Source organism: Massilia sp. UYP34 (genome assembly GCF_056279385.1).
Genome location: NZ_JBWBRF010000004.1, coordinates 156,799 through 172,047, shown reverse-complemented (window position 1 = coordinate 172,047; position 15,249 = coordinate 156,799). Strand labels below are relative to the sequence as shown.

The following is a 15,249-nucleotide window of genomic DNA, read 5'->3' as shown; positions in this document are numbered from 1 at the left end:
GCCCGTAGCCCGTAGCCAAAAGACGACGTGCGAGCGATAACGAAAATAGTGGAGACAACAATGACCTACGAATCCATACAGTTCAAGATCGAGAACGGCATCGCGCTCCTGACGCTGAGCCGCCCCGAGCGCCTGAACAGCTTCACCCGGGCCATGCACCTCGAAGTGCGCGACGCCCTGGGCAAGGTGCAGGCCGACCGATCCGTCCGGGTGCTGGTCCTGACCGGCGCCGGCCGCGGCTTTTGCGCCGGCCAGGACTTGCTCGATCGCGCCGTCGACCCGGGCGAGCCCGGCGTCGACCTGGGCGAATCGGTCGAGCAGTTCTACGCTCCGCTGGTGCTCACCCTGAAGAACCTGCCGCTGCCGGTGATCTGCGCCGTCAACGGCGTGGCCGCCGGCGCCGGCGCCAACCTGGCGCTGGCCTGCGACATCGTGCTGGCCGCCAAATCGGCCAGCTTCATCGAAGCCTTCAGCAAGCTGGGCCTGATTCCGGACACCGGCGGCACCTGGCACCTGCCGCGCCTGATCGGCCATGCGCGCGCCATGGGGCTGGCCATGCTGGGCGAAAAGCTCAGCGCCGAGAAAGCCGAGGAGTGGGGCCTGATCTGGCGCTGCGTGCCCGACGAAGCCCTGATGATCGAAGCGATGGCGATGGCCGAACACTTCGCCGCCGCGCCGACGAAGGGGCTGGCCTTCACCAAGAAGGCGTTCCAGGCCAGTTACGCCAACTCACTCGAAGACCAGCTGCAGCTCGAGGCCGGCATGATGCGCGAACTCGGCTACAGCCACGATTACCGCGAAGGCGTGTCCGCCTTCGTGGCCAAGCGCACGCCGCATTTCAAGGGAGAGTGAGCATGTACGCCATCCCTCCAGGCAGCACGGTCGCCGTGATCGGCAGCGGGGCCATGGGCGCCGGCATCGCCCAGGTGGCGGCCACCGCCGGCCACCAGGTTCTGCTGTTCGATACCCGGCTTGATGCCGCCGACAAGGCCATCCTCGAGATCGGCAAAACCTACGCGAAGCTGGTCGCGAAGGGCCGCATGGGTGCGGTCGAATCCGACCTGGCGCGCGAACGCCTCAAGCGCATCGCGTCGCTGCGCGAAACCGCCGGCGCCGACCTCGTGATCGAGGCCATCGTCGAGGACCTGGACGCCAAGCGCGCCCTGTTCGCCGAACTGGAAGGCATCGTCGGCCGGCACTGCATCCTGGCCACCAATACCTCGTCGATCTCGGTCACGGCGATCGGCGCGCCACTGCGGCATCCCGAGCGCCTGGTGGGCATGCACTTCTTCAATCCGGTGCCGCTGATGGCGCTGGTCGAAGTGGTCGAAGGCCTGGCGACCAGCGGCGATGTCGCGAACCTCGTCCACGACCTTGCCGAACGCTGGGGCAAGAGCCCAGTGCGTGCGAAGTCGACGCCCGGCTTCATCGTCAACCGTGTGGCCCGGCCGTACTACGCCGAAGCCCTGCGCCTGCTGCTGGAACAGGCCGCCGACGTGGCGACGCTGGATGCCGTGATGCGCGACTGCGGAGGCTTTCGCATGGGCCCGTTCGAGCTGATGGACCTGATCGGCCACGACGTGAATTTCTCGGTCACCAAGTCGGTGTTCGCCGCCTTTTACAACGACCCGCGCTTCACGCCCTCGATCCTGCAGCAGGAACTCGTCAGCGCCGGCTTCCTGGGCCGCAAGACCGGACGCGGTTTCTACCGCTACGACGACGCCGCCGCCACGCCGGCGCCGCACACCGAAGCGGCCAGCCAGACCCCGCCGGCGCTGCGCCATGCGGGTGGCCTTGGTGCGGTCGACGCGATCGTCGAACGCCTGCGCGGCGCCGGGTTCGATCCGGTCGCCATCGAGGCCGCGCCCGGCCTGTACTGCGACGGCGCCGCGATCTACCTGACCGACGGCCGCAGCGCCACCGAGCGCGCCGAGGCGGACGGCCACCGCGACACGGTCCTGTTCGACCTGCTGCTCGACCCCGCAGGCGCCGCCCGCATCGCGCTGGCGCGCGCCGACCAGTGCGGCGACGGCGCCTGGCAGGCCGCGGTCGGGCTGTTCCAGGCCGCGGGCTTTGCCGTGACGCGCCTGGACGACGTGCCCGGCATGGCGGTGATGCGCACCTTGGCGATGCTGGCCAACGAGGCGGCCGACGCCGTCAACCAGGGCGTGTGCAGCGCACGCGCGGTCGACATCGCGATGCAGAAGGGTGTGAACTATCCGCGCGGCCCACTGGCCTGGGCCGACGCGGTCGGCCTGCGCCATGTCGTCGCCGTGCTGGCCAACCTGGCCGCCGCCTATGGCGAAGATCGCTACCGCGTGTCGCCGCTGCTGCGCCGCAAGCTGGCGGCCAATCCGCAGGGAGCGCGTTTCCATGCCCGATAGCGCGCAACGGCTGGCCGAACTGGCCGGCCGCACGATGTACGAACGCGATCCGGCCAGCCGGGGCCTGGGCATGCAGCTGCTCGAGATCCGTCCCGGCTATGCGCGCATGTCGATGACGGTGAGGGACGACATGCTCAACGGCCACGCCACCTGCCACGGCGGCTACATCTTCATGCTGGCCGACAGCGCCTTCGCCTTCGCCTGCAACTCGCACAACTTCAATACCGTCGGCGCCGGCTGCACGATCGACTACCTCGCGCCCGGCCGTCCCGGCGACCTGCTGGTGGCCGAGGCGATCGAGCAGGCGCTGCAGGGCAAGACCGGCATCTATGACGTCGCCGTGACGGACCAGGACGGGCGCACGATCGCGCTGTTGCGCGGCAAGTCGCACCGCGTCGCCGGCACCGTGGTGCCGATGGACGCGTGCGTCGACACGTAAGAAGGAGATCGAGATGGTGCAACGCATTCCCGCCGGCGACGAGCTGGAACCGATCGAACGCGCCAGCCGCGACGAGCTGCAGGCGCTTCAGCTGCGGCGCCTGCAATGGACGCTCCAGCATGCCTACGACAACGTCCCGCACTACCGCGCCGCATTCGACGAAGCGGGCGTGCACCCGAGCGACCTGAAGACCTTGGCCGACCTGGCGAAGTTTCCGTTCACCGAGAAAAAGACGCTGCGCGACAACTACCCGTTCGGCCTGTTCGCCGTGCCGCGCGAGCAGGTGGTGCGCGTGCACGCTTCGTCGGGCACCACCGGCAAGCCGACCGTGGTCGGCTACACCCGCAACGATATCGACACCTGGGCCGACGTCGTGGCGCGCTCGATCCGCGCCGCTGGTGGCCGCAAGGGCGACCTGGTGCAGGTCTCCTACGGCTATGGCCTGTTCACCGGCGGCCTGGGCGCCCACTACGGCGCCGAGCGCCTGGGCTGCACCGTGATTCCGATGTCGGGCGGCCAGACCGAAAAGCAGGTGCAGCTGATCCAGGACTTCAAGCCGTCGATCATCATGGTCACGCCCTCGTACATGCTCAATATCGTCGAGGAGTTCATGCACCAGGGTCTCGATCCGGCCCGGTCGTCGCTGAAGGTGGGCATCTTCGGCGCCGAGCCGTGGACCGACGCGATGCGGCGCGAGATCGAGGCGCGCGCCGGCATCGATGCGGTCGACATCTACGGCCTGTCCGAAGTGATGGGGCCGGGCGTGGCCAGCGAATGCATCGAGAGCAAGGACGGTCCCGTGATCTGGGAAGACCATTTCTACCCCGAGATCATCGACCCCGACACCGGCGCGGTGCTGCCGGACGGCGCGGAGGGCGAGCTGGTGTTTACCTCGCTCACCAAGGAAGCGCTGCCGATCATCCGCTACCGCACGCGCGACCTGACCCGCTTGTTGCCTCCGACCTCGCGCGCGATGCGCCGCATGGGCCGCATCACCGGCCGCTCGGACGATATGCTGATCATTCGCGGGGTGAACGTGTTCCCGAGCCAGATCGAGGAACTGATCCTCGGGATGCCGGCGCTGGCGCCGCAGTACCAGCTGGTGGTGGCGCGTGACGGCCACCTCGACACGCTCGAGGTGCTGTGCGAACTACGCGATGCCAGCACGCCGCCGGACAGCGTGGACGCGCTGCGCCGCGAGCTCCAGCACTGCATCAAGACCCATGTCGGCGTGACCACCGGCGTGACCTTGCTGGCGCCGCAGGGCATCGAGCGCACCCTGACCGGCAAGGCCCGGCGCGTGGTCGACCGTCGTCCCAAACAAAAATAGGAGATTTTCCATGATCGACGCATTCATCGTTGATGCCGTCCGCACTCCCTTCGGCCGCTACGGCGGCGCCTTGTCCAGCATCCGTGCCGACGACCTGGCCGCGCTGCCGATCGCGGCGCTGATGGCCCGCAACAAGAGTCTCGACTGGGCGGCGGTCGACGATCTGTTCTACGGCTGCGCCAACCAGGCCGGCGAAGACAACCGCAACGTCGGCCGCATGGCCGCGCTGCTGGCCGGGCTGCCGCAGGGCGTGCCGGCCAACACCATCAACCGCCTGTGCGGCTCGGGCATGGATGCCGTGGGCACCGCCGCGCGCGCCATCAAGGCCGGCGAAGCGCAGCTCGTGATCGCCGGCGGCGTCGAAAGCATGACCCGTGCGCCGTTCGTGATGGGCAAGGCCGACAGCGCTTTTTCGCGCGCGGCCAGGGTCGAGGATACGACCCTGGGCTGGCGCTTCGTCAATCCGGCCATGAAGGCGCAGTATGGCGTCGATTCGATGCCCGAAACCGCCGAGAACGTGGCGCGCGAGTTCGGCATCGCCCGCGCCGACCAGGATGCGTTCGCCCTGCGCAGCCAGCAGCGCTGGGCGCGCGCGAACGAAGCAGGCTTCTTCAGGGACGAGATCGTTCCGGTGACGGTGCAAGGCAGGAAAGGGGAAGCGCGCGTGGTCGACACCGACGAGCAGCCGCGCCCCGACACCAGCCTCGACGCGCTGGCCAGGCTCAAGGGCGTGGTCACGCCGGATGGTTCGGTCAGCGCCGGCAACGCCTCGAGCCTGAACGACGGCGCCTGCGCGCTGCTGCTGGCGTCCAGCGAAGCCGTCGTTCGCTACGGCTTGGGTCCGCGCGCAAGCGTGGTCGGCATGGCCACCGCCGGCCTGGCGCCGCGCATCATGGGCTTCGGCCCGACGCCGGCCGTGAAGAAGTTGCTGGCCCGGACCGGCCTCACGCTCGACCAGATGGACGTGATCGAGCTGAACGAAGCCTTCGCCGCCCAGGGGCTGGCCGTCACGCGCGCCCTCGGCCTGGCGGACGACGACCCCCGCGTCAACCCGAACGGCGGCGCGATCGCCATCGGCCATCCGCTGGGCGCCTCCGGCGCGCGCCTGGTCACGACGGCCGTGAACCAGCTGCACCGCACGGGCGGACGCTACGCCCTGTGCACGATGTGCATCGGCGTCGGCCAGGGCATCGCCCTGATCGTCGAGCGAGTGTAGAGGAATGGTGAAGGTCTACGAGATCGACGGCGTGCGGCCGGTCGTGCATCCGAGCGCCTACGTCCACCCGTCGGCGGTATTGATCGGCGACGTGATCGTCGGCCCGCGCTGCTACGTCGGCCCCTGCGCCAGCCTGCGCGGCGATTTCGGCCGCCTGATCCTGGAACAGGGCGCCAACCTGCAGGACACCTGCGTGATGCACGGCTTCCCGGGCGAAGATACCGTGGTCGAAGTCGACGGCCATATCGGCCACGGCGCCGTGCTGCACGGCTGCCGCGTGAAGCGCAACGCGATGGTCGGCATGAACGCGGTGGTGATGGACAAGGCGGTGGTCGGCGAAGCGTCGATCGTGGCCGCGATGAGTTTCGTGAAGGCCGGCATGGTGATTCCGCCGCGCTCGATGGTGATGGGCACGCCGGCCAGGGTGATGCGCGAGCTCACCGATGAAGAAGTGCGATGGAAAGGCGTCGGCACCCGCCAGTACCACGAACTGAACGTGCGCTCGCTGCAGACCATGCGCGAAGTCGAGGCGGATACCGAAGTCGCGCCGGCCAGAGAGCGCATCGCATTCGACGCCGACGGCATGCACAAGCCGAAAGCCTGAAGAGAAAACCTGAGGAGACGACGATATGGGTGACATCCCGACCCTGCAAAGCCTGATCGCCGGCCGCTGGCACGGCCAGCAAGCGCACACCGCGCTGCACAGCGCGCTCGACAACGCGCTGATCTATCACACGCACCTCGAGCCGATCGATTTCGACGAAGCCTTGAGCTTTGCCCGCAAGACCGGCATCAAGAGCCTGATGCGTCTCGACTTCCAGCAGCGCGCGCAGTGCCTGAAGGCGCTGGCGCTGTACCTCATGGAGCGCAAGGAAGCGCTGTATGAAATCTCGCACCTGACCGGCGCCACGCGCCAGGACAGCTGGGTCGACGTCGAGGGCGGCATCGGCACCCTGTTCGCGTATGCCAGCATGGGCTCGCGCGAGCTGCCATCGTCGAACGTGCTGCATGAGGGCCCGGCCATGGCGCTGGGCAAGCGCGGCGGCTTCGCCGGCACCCATATCCTGGTGCCGCGCGGCGGCGTGGCGGTGCACATCAACGCCTTCAACTTCCCGATCTGGGGCCTGCTCGAGAAATTCGCGCCGAGCTTCCTGGCGGCCATGCCCTGCATCGCCAAGCCGGCCACCGCCACCAGCTACCTGACCCATGCCGTGGTCAGGATGATGGTGGAGTCGACGCTGCTGCCCGATGGCGCGCTGCAGCTCGTGATCGGCAGCACCGGCGACCTGCTCGATCGCATGACGGGCTTCGATGCGGTCACCTTCACCGGCTCGGCCGACACCGCCGCCCGGCTGCGTTCGAACCAGAACCTGATCCGCGCCTCGGTGCCGTTCACGGCCGAAGCCGATTCGCTCAACTGCGCGATCCTGGCGCCGGACGTCACGCTCGAGGACCCCGAATTCGACCTGTTCGTGAAGGAAGTGGCGCGCGAGATGACCGGCAAGGCCGGCCAGAAGTGCACCGCGATCCGCCGCGTGATCGTGCCGGAAACGCTGGTCGATGCGGTCGGAGAACGGCTGCGCGCGCGCCTGGCGGGCATCACGGTCGGCAATCCGAAAGTGGAGGGTGTGCGCATGGGCGCGCTGGCCTCAAAAGACCAGCAGCGCGACGTCAGTGAGCGGGTCGAACTGCTCGCGCGCGGCAACGAGGTGCTGTTCAGCGCGCGCGACGGCTTCAGTCCGGTCGGCGACAACGTCGCCAGCGGCGCCTTCTTCTCGCCCACCTTGCTGCTGTGCCGCAACGCCATGGACAACGACGCCGTGCACGACGTGGAAGCCTTCGGCCCGGTCAGCACCCTGATGACCTACCGCGACATCGACGAGGCCCTGGCGCTGGCCGCGCGCGGCAAGGGCAGCCTGGTGACGACGCTCGCCACCAAAGACCCTGCGATTGCGGCCTATGCCGTGCCGGTGGCGGCGGCCTCGCACGGCCGCGTGCTGATCCTGGACCGCGAAGCCGCGGTGGACAATACCGGCCACGGCTCGCCGCTGCCGCAACTCAAGCACGGCGGCCCGGGCCGCGCCGGTGGTGGCGAGGAGCTGGGCGGCATCCGCGCCGTCAAGCACTTCCTGCAGCGCGCGGCGGTGCAGGGCTCGCCCACCATGCTCGGGGCGGTCACTGGCGAATACGTGCGCGGCGGCGCCGTCAAGGAAAGCGAGATCCACCCATTCCGCCGCTACTTCGACGACCTGGAGATCGGGCATTCTCTGTTGACGCACCGCCGCACGGTGAGCGAAGCCGACATCGTCAATTTCGGCGGCGTCTCGGGCGACTATTTCTACATGCACTTCGACGAGATCGCGGCGAAAGACACGCAGTTCGGCCAGCGCATCGCGCACGGCTACTTCGTGCTGTCGGCGGCGGCCGGCCTGTTCGTGTCGCCGGCGCCGGGGCCGGTGCTGGCCAACTATGGCCTGGACAACCTGCGCTTCGTGGCGCCGGTGGCGATCGGCGACACCATCCGCGCGCGCCTGACCTGCAAGCGCAAGGTCGACCGCAACCGCGCCGACGAGCAGGGAAGGGGACAGGGCGTGGTGGCGTGGGACGTGCAGGTGACCAACCAGCGCGACGAGCTGGTGGCCAGTTACGATATCCTGACGCTGGTGCTGAAGCGCGCCTGACCCGGCGCTTCACTCATCCAGGGCAACCGAAAGGGGCATGCGATGCCGAGACTCGATCTGAGCAGTATTCCGGTGTTGAGCGGCACCGGCTATCCGGCGCCGTTCCATGAGGCGGTGGACGGCCGCACGCGCCAGGCGCTGGGCGATGCGGGCGGCCTGACCCAGTTCGGCGTCAACCTGGTCGAACTGCAGCCTGGCGCCGCATCGTCGCAGCGCCACTGGCACTCGCACGAGGACGAATTCGTCACGGTCGTCTCGGGCGAGCTGGTGCTCATTACGGACGAGGGCGAGACCCTGATGCGCGCCGGCGACCACGCCGCGTTCCCGGCCGGGCGACCCGACGGCCACCAGCTGGTCAACCGCGGCTGGGGGCCGGGCGTGTTTCTCGTGATCGGTTCGCGCAACAAGGACGACGTGGTGACCTATGCCGACATCGACATGCGCTACGAGCAGGCGTCCAACAGCTACCTGCACAGGGACGGGACGCCTTATCCGCAACGGGACGCCTAGCCCGGCTTCACGCCAGCTTGCGCGCGTAACATTCGCGCACATGCTGGCTGATGTAGGTGGCCAACCCTTGGCCTTCGCGCGCCAGCTCGCGCATCCGCGCGATATGGTCGGCGCCGGTGCTGTCCGCGGTGTACAGGTAGCGCTCGCCCCCCGTGAATGTCACCGTGATCGAGCCGGCCCCGAGTTCATAGGCGACGACGCCGGAATGGCCGCTGCGATTTGCATAGCGCTGCATGATCGATCTCCACAATGCGGTTGGTCCCGTATGGGACCATGTCCGGCATCATGCGGGAGCACGATTCAGGAGCGAAATTCAGGAGCACGATTCAGGACCGAGATTCAGGACCGCGTGCGCTGTAGCCGCAGCAGGCCTTCCGGCGTGCGGATGGCGCGCAGCTCGTCGTAGTCCGGCACGCCGGTCACGTTCGTCTCGAGCGGCTCGTGGTGGGTGGCGGTGACGACGATGCTGTCCATTCCGGCCGCCTCGGCCGCTTGCAGGCCGGCCAGCGTATCCTCGAACACCAGGCAGTCCTGCGCGCGCATGCCCAGCTTTTCGGCGCCCAGCAGGAACGGATCCGGCGCTGGTTTACCGCGCTGGACGTCTTCGGCGGCCACCATCACCGGCGGCGTCGGGAGTCCGGCCGCGGCGATGCGCGCCTCGGCCAGCGCGCGCGGGGCCGACGTGACGATGGCCCAGCGGTCGGCCGGCAGGGTGGCGAGAAACGCCGCCACGCCGGCGATCGCCTCGATGCCCTCGACGTCCTCGATCTCGGCCTGCGTGATGCGCTGCGCTTCGGCCTCCGGGTCGATATCGGGCAGGCCGACGCCGCGCACCGTGTCGATGCTGCGCTTGCCGTGGATGGTCGGCAGGAAGACGTCGACGTCCAGGCCATGGCCGCGCGCCCAGGCGGCCCAGACGCGCTCGGCGGCGATGATCGAAGTGAGGATGGTGCCGTCCATGTCGAACAGGAAGGCGGCGTAGTCGCGTGCGGGCAGGGCTGTCATGGATTCGTTGCTGTAGAAAGGTGAACAGAGGGGAGTGGGGCCTTGGGCGAGGCCCCAGATACGTCGTTCCCGCGCAGGCGGGAGCCCAAGTATGTCGCGTAACGACGATGCTGGCAGTACTTGGGTCCCCGCCTTCGCGGGGAGTCGTTACCTCCAGTGGAGGTAACGACAAATAGCTTACCCGGCCAGCTGCTGGCGCACGCGCACGATTGCCGCGCGCACCTGGTTCGGGGCGGTGCCGCCCACGTGGTCGCGCGCCGCCACCGAACCCTCGAGGGTCAGCACCTCGAACACTTCCTGTTCGATCAGCGGCGAGAAGCCCTGCAGCGTCTCGAGCGACATCCCGGACAGGTCGCAGCCCGCCTGGTCGCAGGCGCGCACCGCATGCGCCACCGCTTCGTGGGCATCGCGGAACGGCAGGCCCTTCTTGACCAGGTAGTCGGCCAGGTCGGTCGCGGTGGCATAGCCCTGCAGCGCCGCGGCGCGCATGTTTTCATGCTTGACCGTGATGCCCGAGGCCATGTCGGTGAAGATGCGCAGCGTGTCGGTGACCGTATCGATGGTGTCGAACAGCGGTTCCTTGTCTTCCTGGTTGTCCTTGTTGTAGGCCAGCGGCTGGCCTTTCATCAGGGTCAGGAGGCCGGTCAGGTGACCATAGACGCGGCCGGTCTTGCCGCGCGCCAGTTCCGGCACGTCCGGGTTCTTCTTTTGCGGCATGATCGACGAGCCGGTGCAGAAGCGGTCGGCGATGTCGATGAAGCCGATGCGCGGGCTGATCCACATCACCAGCTCTTCCGAGAAGCGCGAGACGTGCATCATCAGGATCGAGGCGGCGGCGGTGAATTCGATGGCGAAGTCGCGGTCGGACACGGCGTCGAGCGAATTGTGGCAGACGTCGTCGAAGCCCAGCGTCCTGGCCACGCGCAGGCGGTCGATCGGGAAGGTGGTGCCGGCCAGGGCGGCGGCGCCCAGCGGCAGGCGGTTGACGCGGCGGCGTGCATCCTGCATGCGCTCGGCGTCGCGGCCGAACATCTCGACGTAGGCCAGCATGTGGTGGCCGAAGGTGATCGGCTGCGCCACCTGCAGGTGGGTGAAGCCCGGCATGATGGTGTCGGCGTGGCGTTCGGCGAGATCCGTCAGGGCGCCGCGCAGGCCGTTGAGCAGGACCAGGATGTCGTCGATGGCGGCGCGCACGTACAGGCGGATGTCGGTGGCGACCTGGTCGTTGCGCGAGCGGCCGGTGTGCAGGCGCTTGCCGGCGTCGCCGACCAGTTCGGTCAGGCGCTTCTCGATGTTCAGGTGCACGTCTTCCAGGTCGAGCAGCCACTCGAAGCTGCCGGCCTCGATCTCGGACCGGATCTGGGCCATGCCGCGCTCGATCTCGGCGCGATCGTGCTCGCTGATGATGCCCTGGGCCGCCAGCATCTCGGCGTGCGCCAGCGAGCCCTGGATGTCGTATGGCGCCAGGCGCTTGTCGAAGAACACGGATGCGGTGTAGCGCTTGACGAGATCGGATACCGGTTCGGAGAAGCGGGCCGACCAGGCTTCGGCTTTTTTGGAGAATTGTTCGGTCATGGTGGAATTCCGGTTGGGGATCCGACGATTATAAACCGCGTTGCCCGATGTCTTCCGATAGGAAGATTACCCGGAGAAAGCTCGCGAAAAAAAGCTCCCTGCCGAGCGCAATCGCGAGCAGTACGCAGGCCAATCGGCGCTAGAATGGTTTTTTTGCCAGCATTGCAAGCCCAATGATTACGAATGATTCCAGCTTCCAGGTCAGTACCGACCAATCCCGGCTCGACATCCCGATGATCTACCGCTTCCTCAGTGAACAGTCGACCTGGGCCGTGGGCATTTCCCGTCCAATCGTCGAGCGCGCGATCGAGAATTCGCTGTGCTTCGGCGGTTACCTCGACGGCCGCCAGATCGCGTTCGCGCGTGTGATCACCGACTACGCCACCTTTGCCAACCTGGTGGACGTGTTCGTCGTGCCCGAGTACCGCGGCAACGGCTATGGCAAGCAGCTGATCGGCGTCGTGCTGCGCCACCCCAGCCTGCAGAAACTGCGCCGCTTCATCCTGTCCACCACCGACTCGCACGACCTCTACGCGCGCTTCGGGTTTACCCCGCCGTTGCATCCAGAGACATTGATGGAGCGGTATTTCCCCAACATCTATTTGTCCTGAGCGGACTCAACATGGCGACGTGAATCTGGAATCAGGCTTACTCTGATGGCTCATCAGAGGAAGTCTTATGCTCCAGATCGTCGTCCATGCCATTCTCGCGTTGGCATTGCTGGCGAGCAGTGCCAGCCATGCCGCCGACGTGGAACCCAAGTCACCGAAAGGCTCGCTCGTCATCATCGGCGGCGCCCTGCGTGCCGACAATGATGCGGTATGGGAACGCATTGTCGCGCTCGCGGGTGGCAAAGGCGCCCGCATCGCCGTGTTCGCCTCCGCCTCGGCAAGTCCCGAACGGGCCGGCAATTATCTCGTCGAGCGCTTGAACCGCTATGGCGCCGACGCGTTCTTCGTCCCGGTCGCCGAGCGCCTGGATGGCGCCGACGGGCGCGCGGCGGCCGACGACCCCCGGCTGGCCGAGGCGGTGCGCACGGCCGGCGGCGCCTATTTCTCGGGCGGTGACCAGGGACGCATCACGCGCGTGCTGCGCCGGTCCGACGGCAGCAATACGCAGGTGCTCGACGCCCTGTGGGACATGTACCGGCGCGGCGGCGTGATCGCCGGCTCGAGCGCCGGCGCCGCCATCATGAGCAGCACCATGTTCGGCCACCCGCGCTCGATCCTGTCCACCCTCCAGCATGGCGTCGACGACGGCCGCCAGATCACGCGCGGGTTGGGCTTCATCGGCGACGACGTCTTCATCGACCAGCACCTGCTGGTGCGCGGACGCTTCGCGCGCATGCTGCCGGCCATGCTGGCCAAGGGCTACAAGATCGGCCTGGGGATCGACGAGAACACGGCGATGGTGGTCAATGCCAAGCGCGACGTCGAGGTGATCGGCTACCGCGGCGCGCTGCTGGTCGACCTGAGCGAGGCCGCCACCCGCGACGGCAGCTTCAATCTCGCCAACGGGCGCCTCAGTTACCTCGACAATGGCGACCGCTTCAACCTGGCCACCAAGACCTTCACGCCGGCGCCCGAAAAGGCGCACGGCAAGGTCGACCCCAAGAAGCCGTACTGGCGTGGCCCGCTGTTCTCGGCCGACATCCTCGGCAACGGCACGGTGGTCGACCTGATGGCCAAGCTGATCGACAGCGACCAGGTCGACGCGATCGGCCTGTCGCTGGACAGCCCCAACGCCGAACGGCCCGACCTCGGCTTCGAGTTCAAGCTTAGTCGCGTCGATGAGAGCGTCGGCTACCAGTCGGCATTCAGCGAAGCCTATTCGGTGTATAACGTGCGGCTCGATATCCGGCCGATCGTGGTGCAAAGGCCGCTGTATCAGTATCGATGAGCTTAGAATAGCGCGATCTCTGATTGCCGAGGAATCGCGATGCGCCGTCTCCTGATCCAGTCCTTTGCCGCGCTGCTGCTGGGCGCGACGTTCCTGCCGAAGGTAGAGGCCGCCCAGCCTGCCACGGTTCGTCTCGACTACACCCACAGCGGCAACGCGCTACAGGACAGTTACGCCATCGAGCGCGTGGTGATCGAACCGCTTCCTTGGCCGGGCAGCATGGCGCGCAACCTCGACGACACCAACCGCGGCCAGAACCGCGTGGAGGTCGTCGATGCGAAAACCGGCGACTTGCTGTACTCGCGCGGCTTCTCGACCGTGTTCGGCGAATGGCGCAGCACCGGGGAGGCGAACCGCATCAGCCGTTCGTTCCAGGAATCGGTGCGGTTCCCGCAATTTGAACAGCCGGTGCGGGTGCGCATCCTCGAGCGCGACGAGCGCAACGATTTCTCGGTGGCCTGGAGCGTCGAGGTCGATCCGACTGCGCAGGACGTCGTCAGGCGCCAGCCGCCGCCCCTGGCGACACCGGTCGCGATCCACGCCAGCGGCCCATCTCCCGACAAGGTCGACCTGTTGATCCTGGGCGACGGCTACACCCGGAAGGACATCAAGAAGTTCGAACAGGATGCGCGGCGCCTGACGAAACACCTGTTCTCGGTGTCGCCGTTTCGCGAACGCGCCGGGGATTTCAATGTATGGGCGATGGCGGTGCCGACCGAGCGATCCGGCATCAGCCGGCCGTCGACCGGCGTGCATCATCCGTCCGCGCTGGGCACGCGTTACGACATCTTCGGCAGCGAACGCTACGTGCTCACGCTCGACAACCGCGCGCTGCGCGACATCGCCCAGCACGCGCCGTATGAGTTCATCGAGATCCTGGTGAACAACGACACCTATGGCGGAGGCGGCATCTTCGGCCAGTTCAGCACCGCGGCGGCGGGCAACGACTGGGCCGATTACCTGTTCGTGCACGAATTCGGGCACCATTTCGCGGGCCTGGCCGACGAGTACTACACGTCGCCCGTGGCATACCAGCCGGCCAGCGGCCGCATGGAACCGTGGGAGCCGAACGTCACGGCGCTGCGCGACCCCGCCAAGCTCAAATGGAAGCGCCACGTGAAGGACGGCACGCCGCTGCCGACGCCGTGGCCCAAGGCCGAATACGAGGAAGCGGCGCGCGTCTTCCAGAAGAAGCGCGCCGCGCTGCGCGCAGGGAATCGTCCGGAATCCGAGATGAGCGCCTTGTTCCATGAAGACCTGAAGCGCACCAATGCATTGTTCGCGCAGCAGCCGCACCGCCATGCAATCGGCGCCTTCGAAGGCGCGAACTATGAAGCCAGCGGTTACTACCGTCCGGCCATGCAATGCCTGATGTTCGACCGTAGCGACTCGTTCTGCCCGGTGTGCCAGGACGGTGTCACAGACATCATCGATCTGTATGCGGGCCCGTTGCAGCGGTAATCTTTGCTTACAACTCTGACAATTTGACTGTGGGCTGACTAACAGACCCGGCAAAGCGATCGGCCTATTCTGGAATCACTGAACAACAACAACGACTGCACAGGCAACCCGACCCGTGCAGCGACCCACCAGAAAGGAAATACATCATGAACAAACTGATCGCTACCCTCATCGCCGGCCTGATGGCTACCGCTGCTCACGCTCAAACCACGTCGGCAACCGTCGCCGCAGACAGCCGCATTGTCAAGGCGGAAGCCAATGCCGAAAAAGACGTGATCAAGGCAGAACAGAAAGAAATCAAGACCGCCATCAAAGCGGACGAAAAAGTGAACAAGACCATGGCCAAGGCCGCCGAGACCAAGTCGAAGGCCCACGCCAACCTGGTCGAGTCGCACACCGACGCGGCTGCGAACGTGGCCAAGGCCGATCCGGAAGACCGCGCCAAGGCGATGGCCAAGGCCGAAGAGAAGGTGGCCGACGCCAACCTGAAAGCCGAAAAGAAAATGATCAAGGCCGACGAAAAAGTGCTGAAGGCACAAGTCGATGCGGCAGCCGACAAGGCCACCGCTGCGGCCAAGACCGAGCAGGTGCGTGCTGAAGCGCAAGCCGACGTGCACAAGGCTGCCGCCCGCAACTAAGCCCCGAGGTTGACACGATAATGCCGGCGCGAGCCATAATGCGGTTAAGTTAAACTGCTGAGCTAGCCGCCAAATACGTCGTCCCCGCGCAGGCGGGGACCCAAGTTGTGC

At 66.9% G+C, this 15,249-nt stretch carries 15 protein-coding genes; 12 read left to right on the top strand and 3 right to left on the bottom strand.

Annotation, left to right across the window (positions count from 1 at the left end):
- Window positions 1-60: 60 nt before the first annotated feature.
- Genes paaG through ACZ9AQ_RS09560 form a run of 8 tightly spaced genes read left to right on the top strand, consistent with a single transcriptional unit; the run spans window position 61 to window position 8,560 of the window.
- Window positions 61-852 carry a 2-(1,2-epoxy-1,2-dihydrophenyl)acetyl-CoA isomerase PaaG gene (gene paaG / locus ACZ9AQ_RS09595; protein WP_429203533.1) on the top strand — a complete coding sequence of 264 codons (792 nt, stop codon included), beginning with the start codon at window positions 61-63 and terminating at the stop codon, window positions 850-852.
- Between the two features lie 2 nt (window positions 853-854).
- Window positions 855-2,384, top strand: coding sequence for a 3-hydroxyacyl-CoA dehydrogenase PaaH (paaH, locus tag ACZ9AQ_RS09590; RefSeq protein WP_429203532.1), 1,530 nt, complete (start codon window positions 855-857; stop codon window positions 2,382-2,384).
- Window positions 2,374-2,823, top strand: a complete 450-nt coding sequence (gene paaI / locus ACZ9AQ_RS09585) for a hydroxyphenylacetyl-CoA thioesterase PaaI (protein WP_429203531.1) — start codon at window positions 2,374-2,376, stop codon at window positions 2,821-2,823. The genes paaH and paaI overlap by 11 nt, the downstream gene beginning before the upstream one ends.
- A gap of 13 nt (window positions 2,824-2,836) precedes the next feature.
- Window positions 2,837-4,153 carry a phenylacetate--CoA ligase PaaK gene (gene paaK, locus ACZ9AQ_RS09580; RefSeq protein ID WP_429203530.1) on the top strand — a complete coding sequence of 439 codons (1,317 nt, stop codon included), beginning with the start codon at window positions 2,837-2,839 and terminating at the stop codon, window positions 4,151-4,153.
- Window positions 4,154-4,163: 10 nt separating this feature from the next.
- Window positions 4,164-5,369, top strand: a complete 1,206-nt coding sequence (gene pcaF / locus ACZ9AQ_RS09575) for a 3-oxoadipyl-CoA thiolase (protein WP_429203529.1) — start codon at window positions 4,164-4,166, stop codon at window positions 5,367-5,369.
- A gap of 4 nt (window positions 5,370-5,373) precedes the next feature.
- On the top strand, window positions 5,374-5,973 hold the full coding sequence (locus ACZ9AQ_RS09570; RefSeq protein WP_429203528.1) for a phenylacetic acid degradation protein PaaY: 600 nt from the start codon (window positions 5,374-5,376) through the stop codon (window positions 5,971-5,973).
- A gap of 25 nt (window positions 5,974-5,998) precedes the next feature.
- A complete protein-coding gene (gene paaZ / locus ACZ9AQ_RS09565) occupies window positions 5,999-8,050 on the top strand; it encodes a phenylacetic acid degradation bifunctional protein PaaZ (protein ID WP_429203527.1) in 2,052 nt (683 codons plus the stop codon).
- Between the two features lie 42 nt (window positions 8,051-8,092).
- Window positions 8,093-8,560, top strand: coding sequence for a cupin domain-containing protein (locus ACZ9AQ_RS09560; protein ID WP_429203526.1), 468 nt, complete (start codon window positions 8,093-8,095; stop codon window positions 8,558-8,560).
- A 7-nt stretch (window positions 8,561-8,567) separates the two neighbouring features.
- Here the strand turns inward: ACZ9AQ_RS09560 and ACZ9AQ_RS09555 are convergent, their stop codons facing one another.
- The 3 genes from ACZ9AQ_RS09555 to argH form a co-directional block, all read right to left on the bottom strand.
- Entirely contained in the window at window positions 8,568-8,795 is a 228-nt protein-coding gene (locus ACZ9AQ_RS09555; protein ID WP_429203525.1) for a hypothetical protein, read from the bottom strand.
- 104 nt (window positions 8,796-8,899) lie between these two features.
- Window positions 8,900-9,565 (bottom strand): HAD-IA family hydrolase, encoded by a 666-nt coding sequence (locus ACZ9AQ_RS09550; protein ID WP_429203524.1) that lies wholly within the window; start codon window positions 9,563-9,565, stop codon window positions 8,900-8,902.
- A 177-nt stretch (window positions 9,566-9,742) separates the two neighbouring features.
- Window positions 9,743-11,140, bottom strand: a complete 1,398-nt coding sequence (gene argH / locus ACZ9AQ_RS09545; RefSeq protein WP_429203523.1) for an argininosuccinate lyase — start codon at window positions 11,138-11,140, stop codon at window positions 9,743-9,745.
- A 173-nt stretch (window positions 11,141-11,313) separates the two neighbouring features.
- Here argH and ACZ9AQ_RS09540 point away from each other — a divergent pair, with 173 nt between their 5' ends.
- The 4 genes from ACZ9AQ_RS09540 (at window position 11,314) to ACZ9AQ_RS09525 (ending at window position 15,138) form a co-directional block, all read left to right on the top strand.
- Complete coding sequence (locus tag ACZ9AQ_RS09540; RefSeq protein WP_429203522.1) at window positions 11,314-11,751, top strand: GNAT family N-acetyltransferase; 438 nt, start codon at window positions 11,314-11,316, stop codon at window positions 11,749-11,751.
- 67 nt (window positions 11,752-11,818) lie between these two features.
- Window positions 11,819-13,039: a cyanophycinase gene (locus tag ACZ9AQ_RS09535; protein WP_429203521.1), complete on the top strand. Its 1,221-nt coding sequence runs from the start codon at window positions 11,819-11,821 to the stop codon at window positions 13,037-13,039.
- Between the two features lie 39 nt (window positions 13,040-13,078).
- A complete protein-coding gene (locus ACZ9AQ_RS09530; RefSeq protein ID WP_429203520.1) occupies window positions 13,079-14,500 on the top strand; it encodes an IgA Peptidase M64 in 1,422 nt (473 codons plus the stop codon).
- A 146-nt stretch (window positions 14,501-14,646) separates the two neighbouring features.
- Window positions 14,647-15,138: a hypothetical protein gene (locus ACZ9AQ_RS09525; protein ID WP_429203519.1), complete on the top strand. Its 492-nt coding sequence runs from the start codon at window positions 14,647-14,649 to the stop codon at window positions 15,136-15,138.
- Window positions 15,139-15,249: the final 111 nt, after the last annotated feature.

Coding starts and splice junctions, on each gene's coding strand:
- paaG (WP_429203533.1), top strand. CDS start 61: ATGACCTACGAATCCATACAGTTCAAGATCGAGAACGGCATCGCGCTC.
- paaH (WP_429203532.1), top strand. CDS start 855: ATGTACGCCATCCCTCCAGGCAGCACGGTCGCCGTGATCGGCAGCGGG.
- paaI (WP_429203531.1), top strand. CDS start 2,374: ATGCCCGATAGCGCGCAACGGCTGGCCGAACTGGCCGGCCGCACGATG.
- paaK (WP_429203530.1), top strand. CDS start 2,837: ATGGTGCAACGCATTCCCGCCGGCGACGAGCTGGAACCGATCGAACGC.
- pcaF (WP_429203529.1), top strand. CDS start 4,164: ATGATCGACGCATTCATCGTTGATGCCGTCCGCACTCCCTTCGGCCGC.
- ACZ9AQ_RS09570 (WP_429203528.1), top strand. CDS start 5,374: ATGGTGAAGGTCTACGAGATCGACGGCGTGCGGCCGGTCGTGCATCCG.
- paaZ (WP_429203527.1), top strand. CDS start 5,999: ATGGGTGACATCCCGACCCTGCAAAGCCTGATCGCCGGCCGCTGGCAC.
- ACZ9AQ_RS09560 (WP_429203526.1), top strand. CDS start 8,093: ATGCCGAGACTCGATCTGAGCAGTATTCCGGTGTTGAGCGGCACCGGC.
- ACZ9AQ_RS09555 (WP_429203525.1), bottom strand. CDS start 8,795: ATGCAGCGCTATGCAAATCGCAGCGGCCATTCCGGCGTCGTCGCCTAT.
- ACZ9AQ_RS09550 (WP_429203524.1), bottom strand. CDS start 9,565: ATGACAGCCCTGCCCGCACGCGACTACGCCGCCTTCCTGTTCGACATG.
- argH (WP_429203523.1), bottom strand. CDS start 11,140: ATGACCGAACAATTCTCCAAAAAAGCCGAAGCCTGGTCGGCCCGCTTC.
- ACZ9AQ_RS09540 (WP_429203522.1), top strand. CDS start 11,314: ATGATTACGAATGATTCCAGCTTCCAGGTCAGTACCGACCAATCCCGG.
- ACZ9AQ_RS09535 (WP_429203521.1), top strand. CDS start 11,819: ATGCTCCAGATCGTCGTCCATGCCATTCTCGCGTTGGCATTGCTGGCG.
- ACZ9AQ_RS09530 (WP_429203520.1), top strand. CDS start 13,079: ATGCGCCGTCTCCTGATCCAGTCCTTTGCCGCGCTGCTGCTGGGCGCG.
- ACZ9AQ_RS09525 (WP_429203519.1), top strand. CDS start 14,647: ATGAACAAACTGATCGCTACCCTCATCGCCGGCCTGATGGCTACCGCT.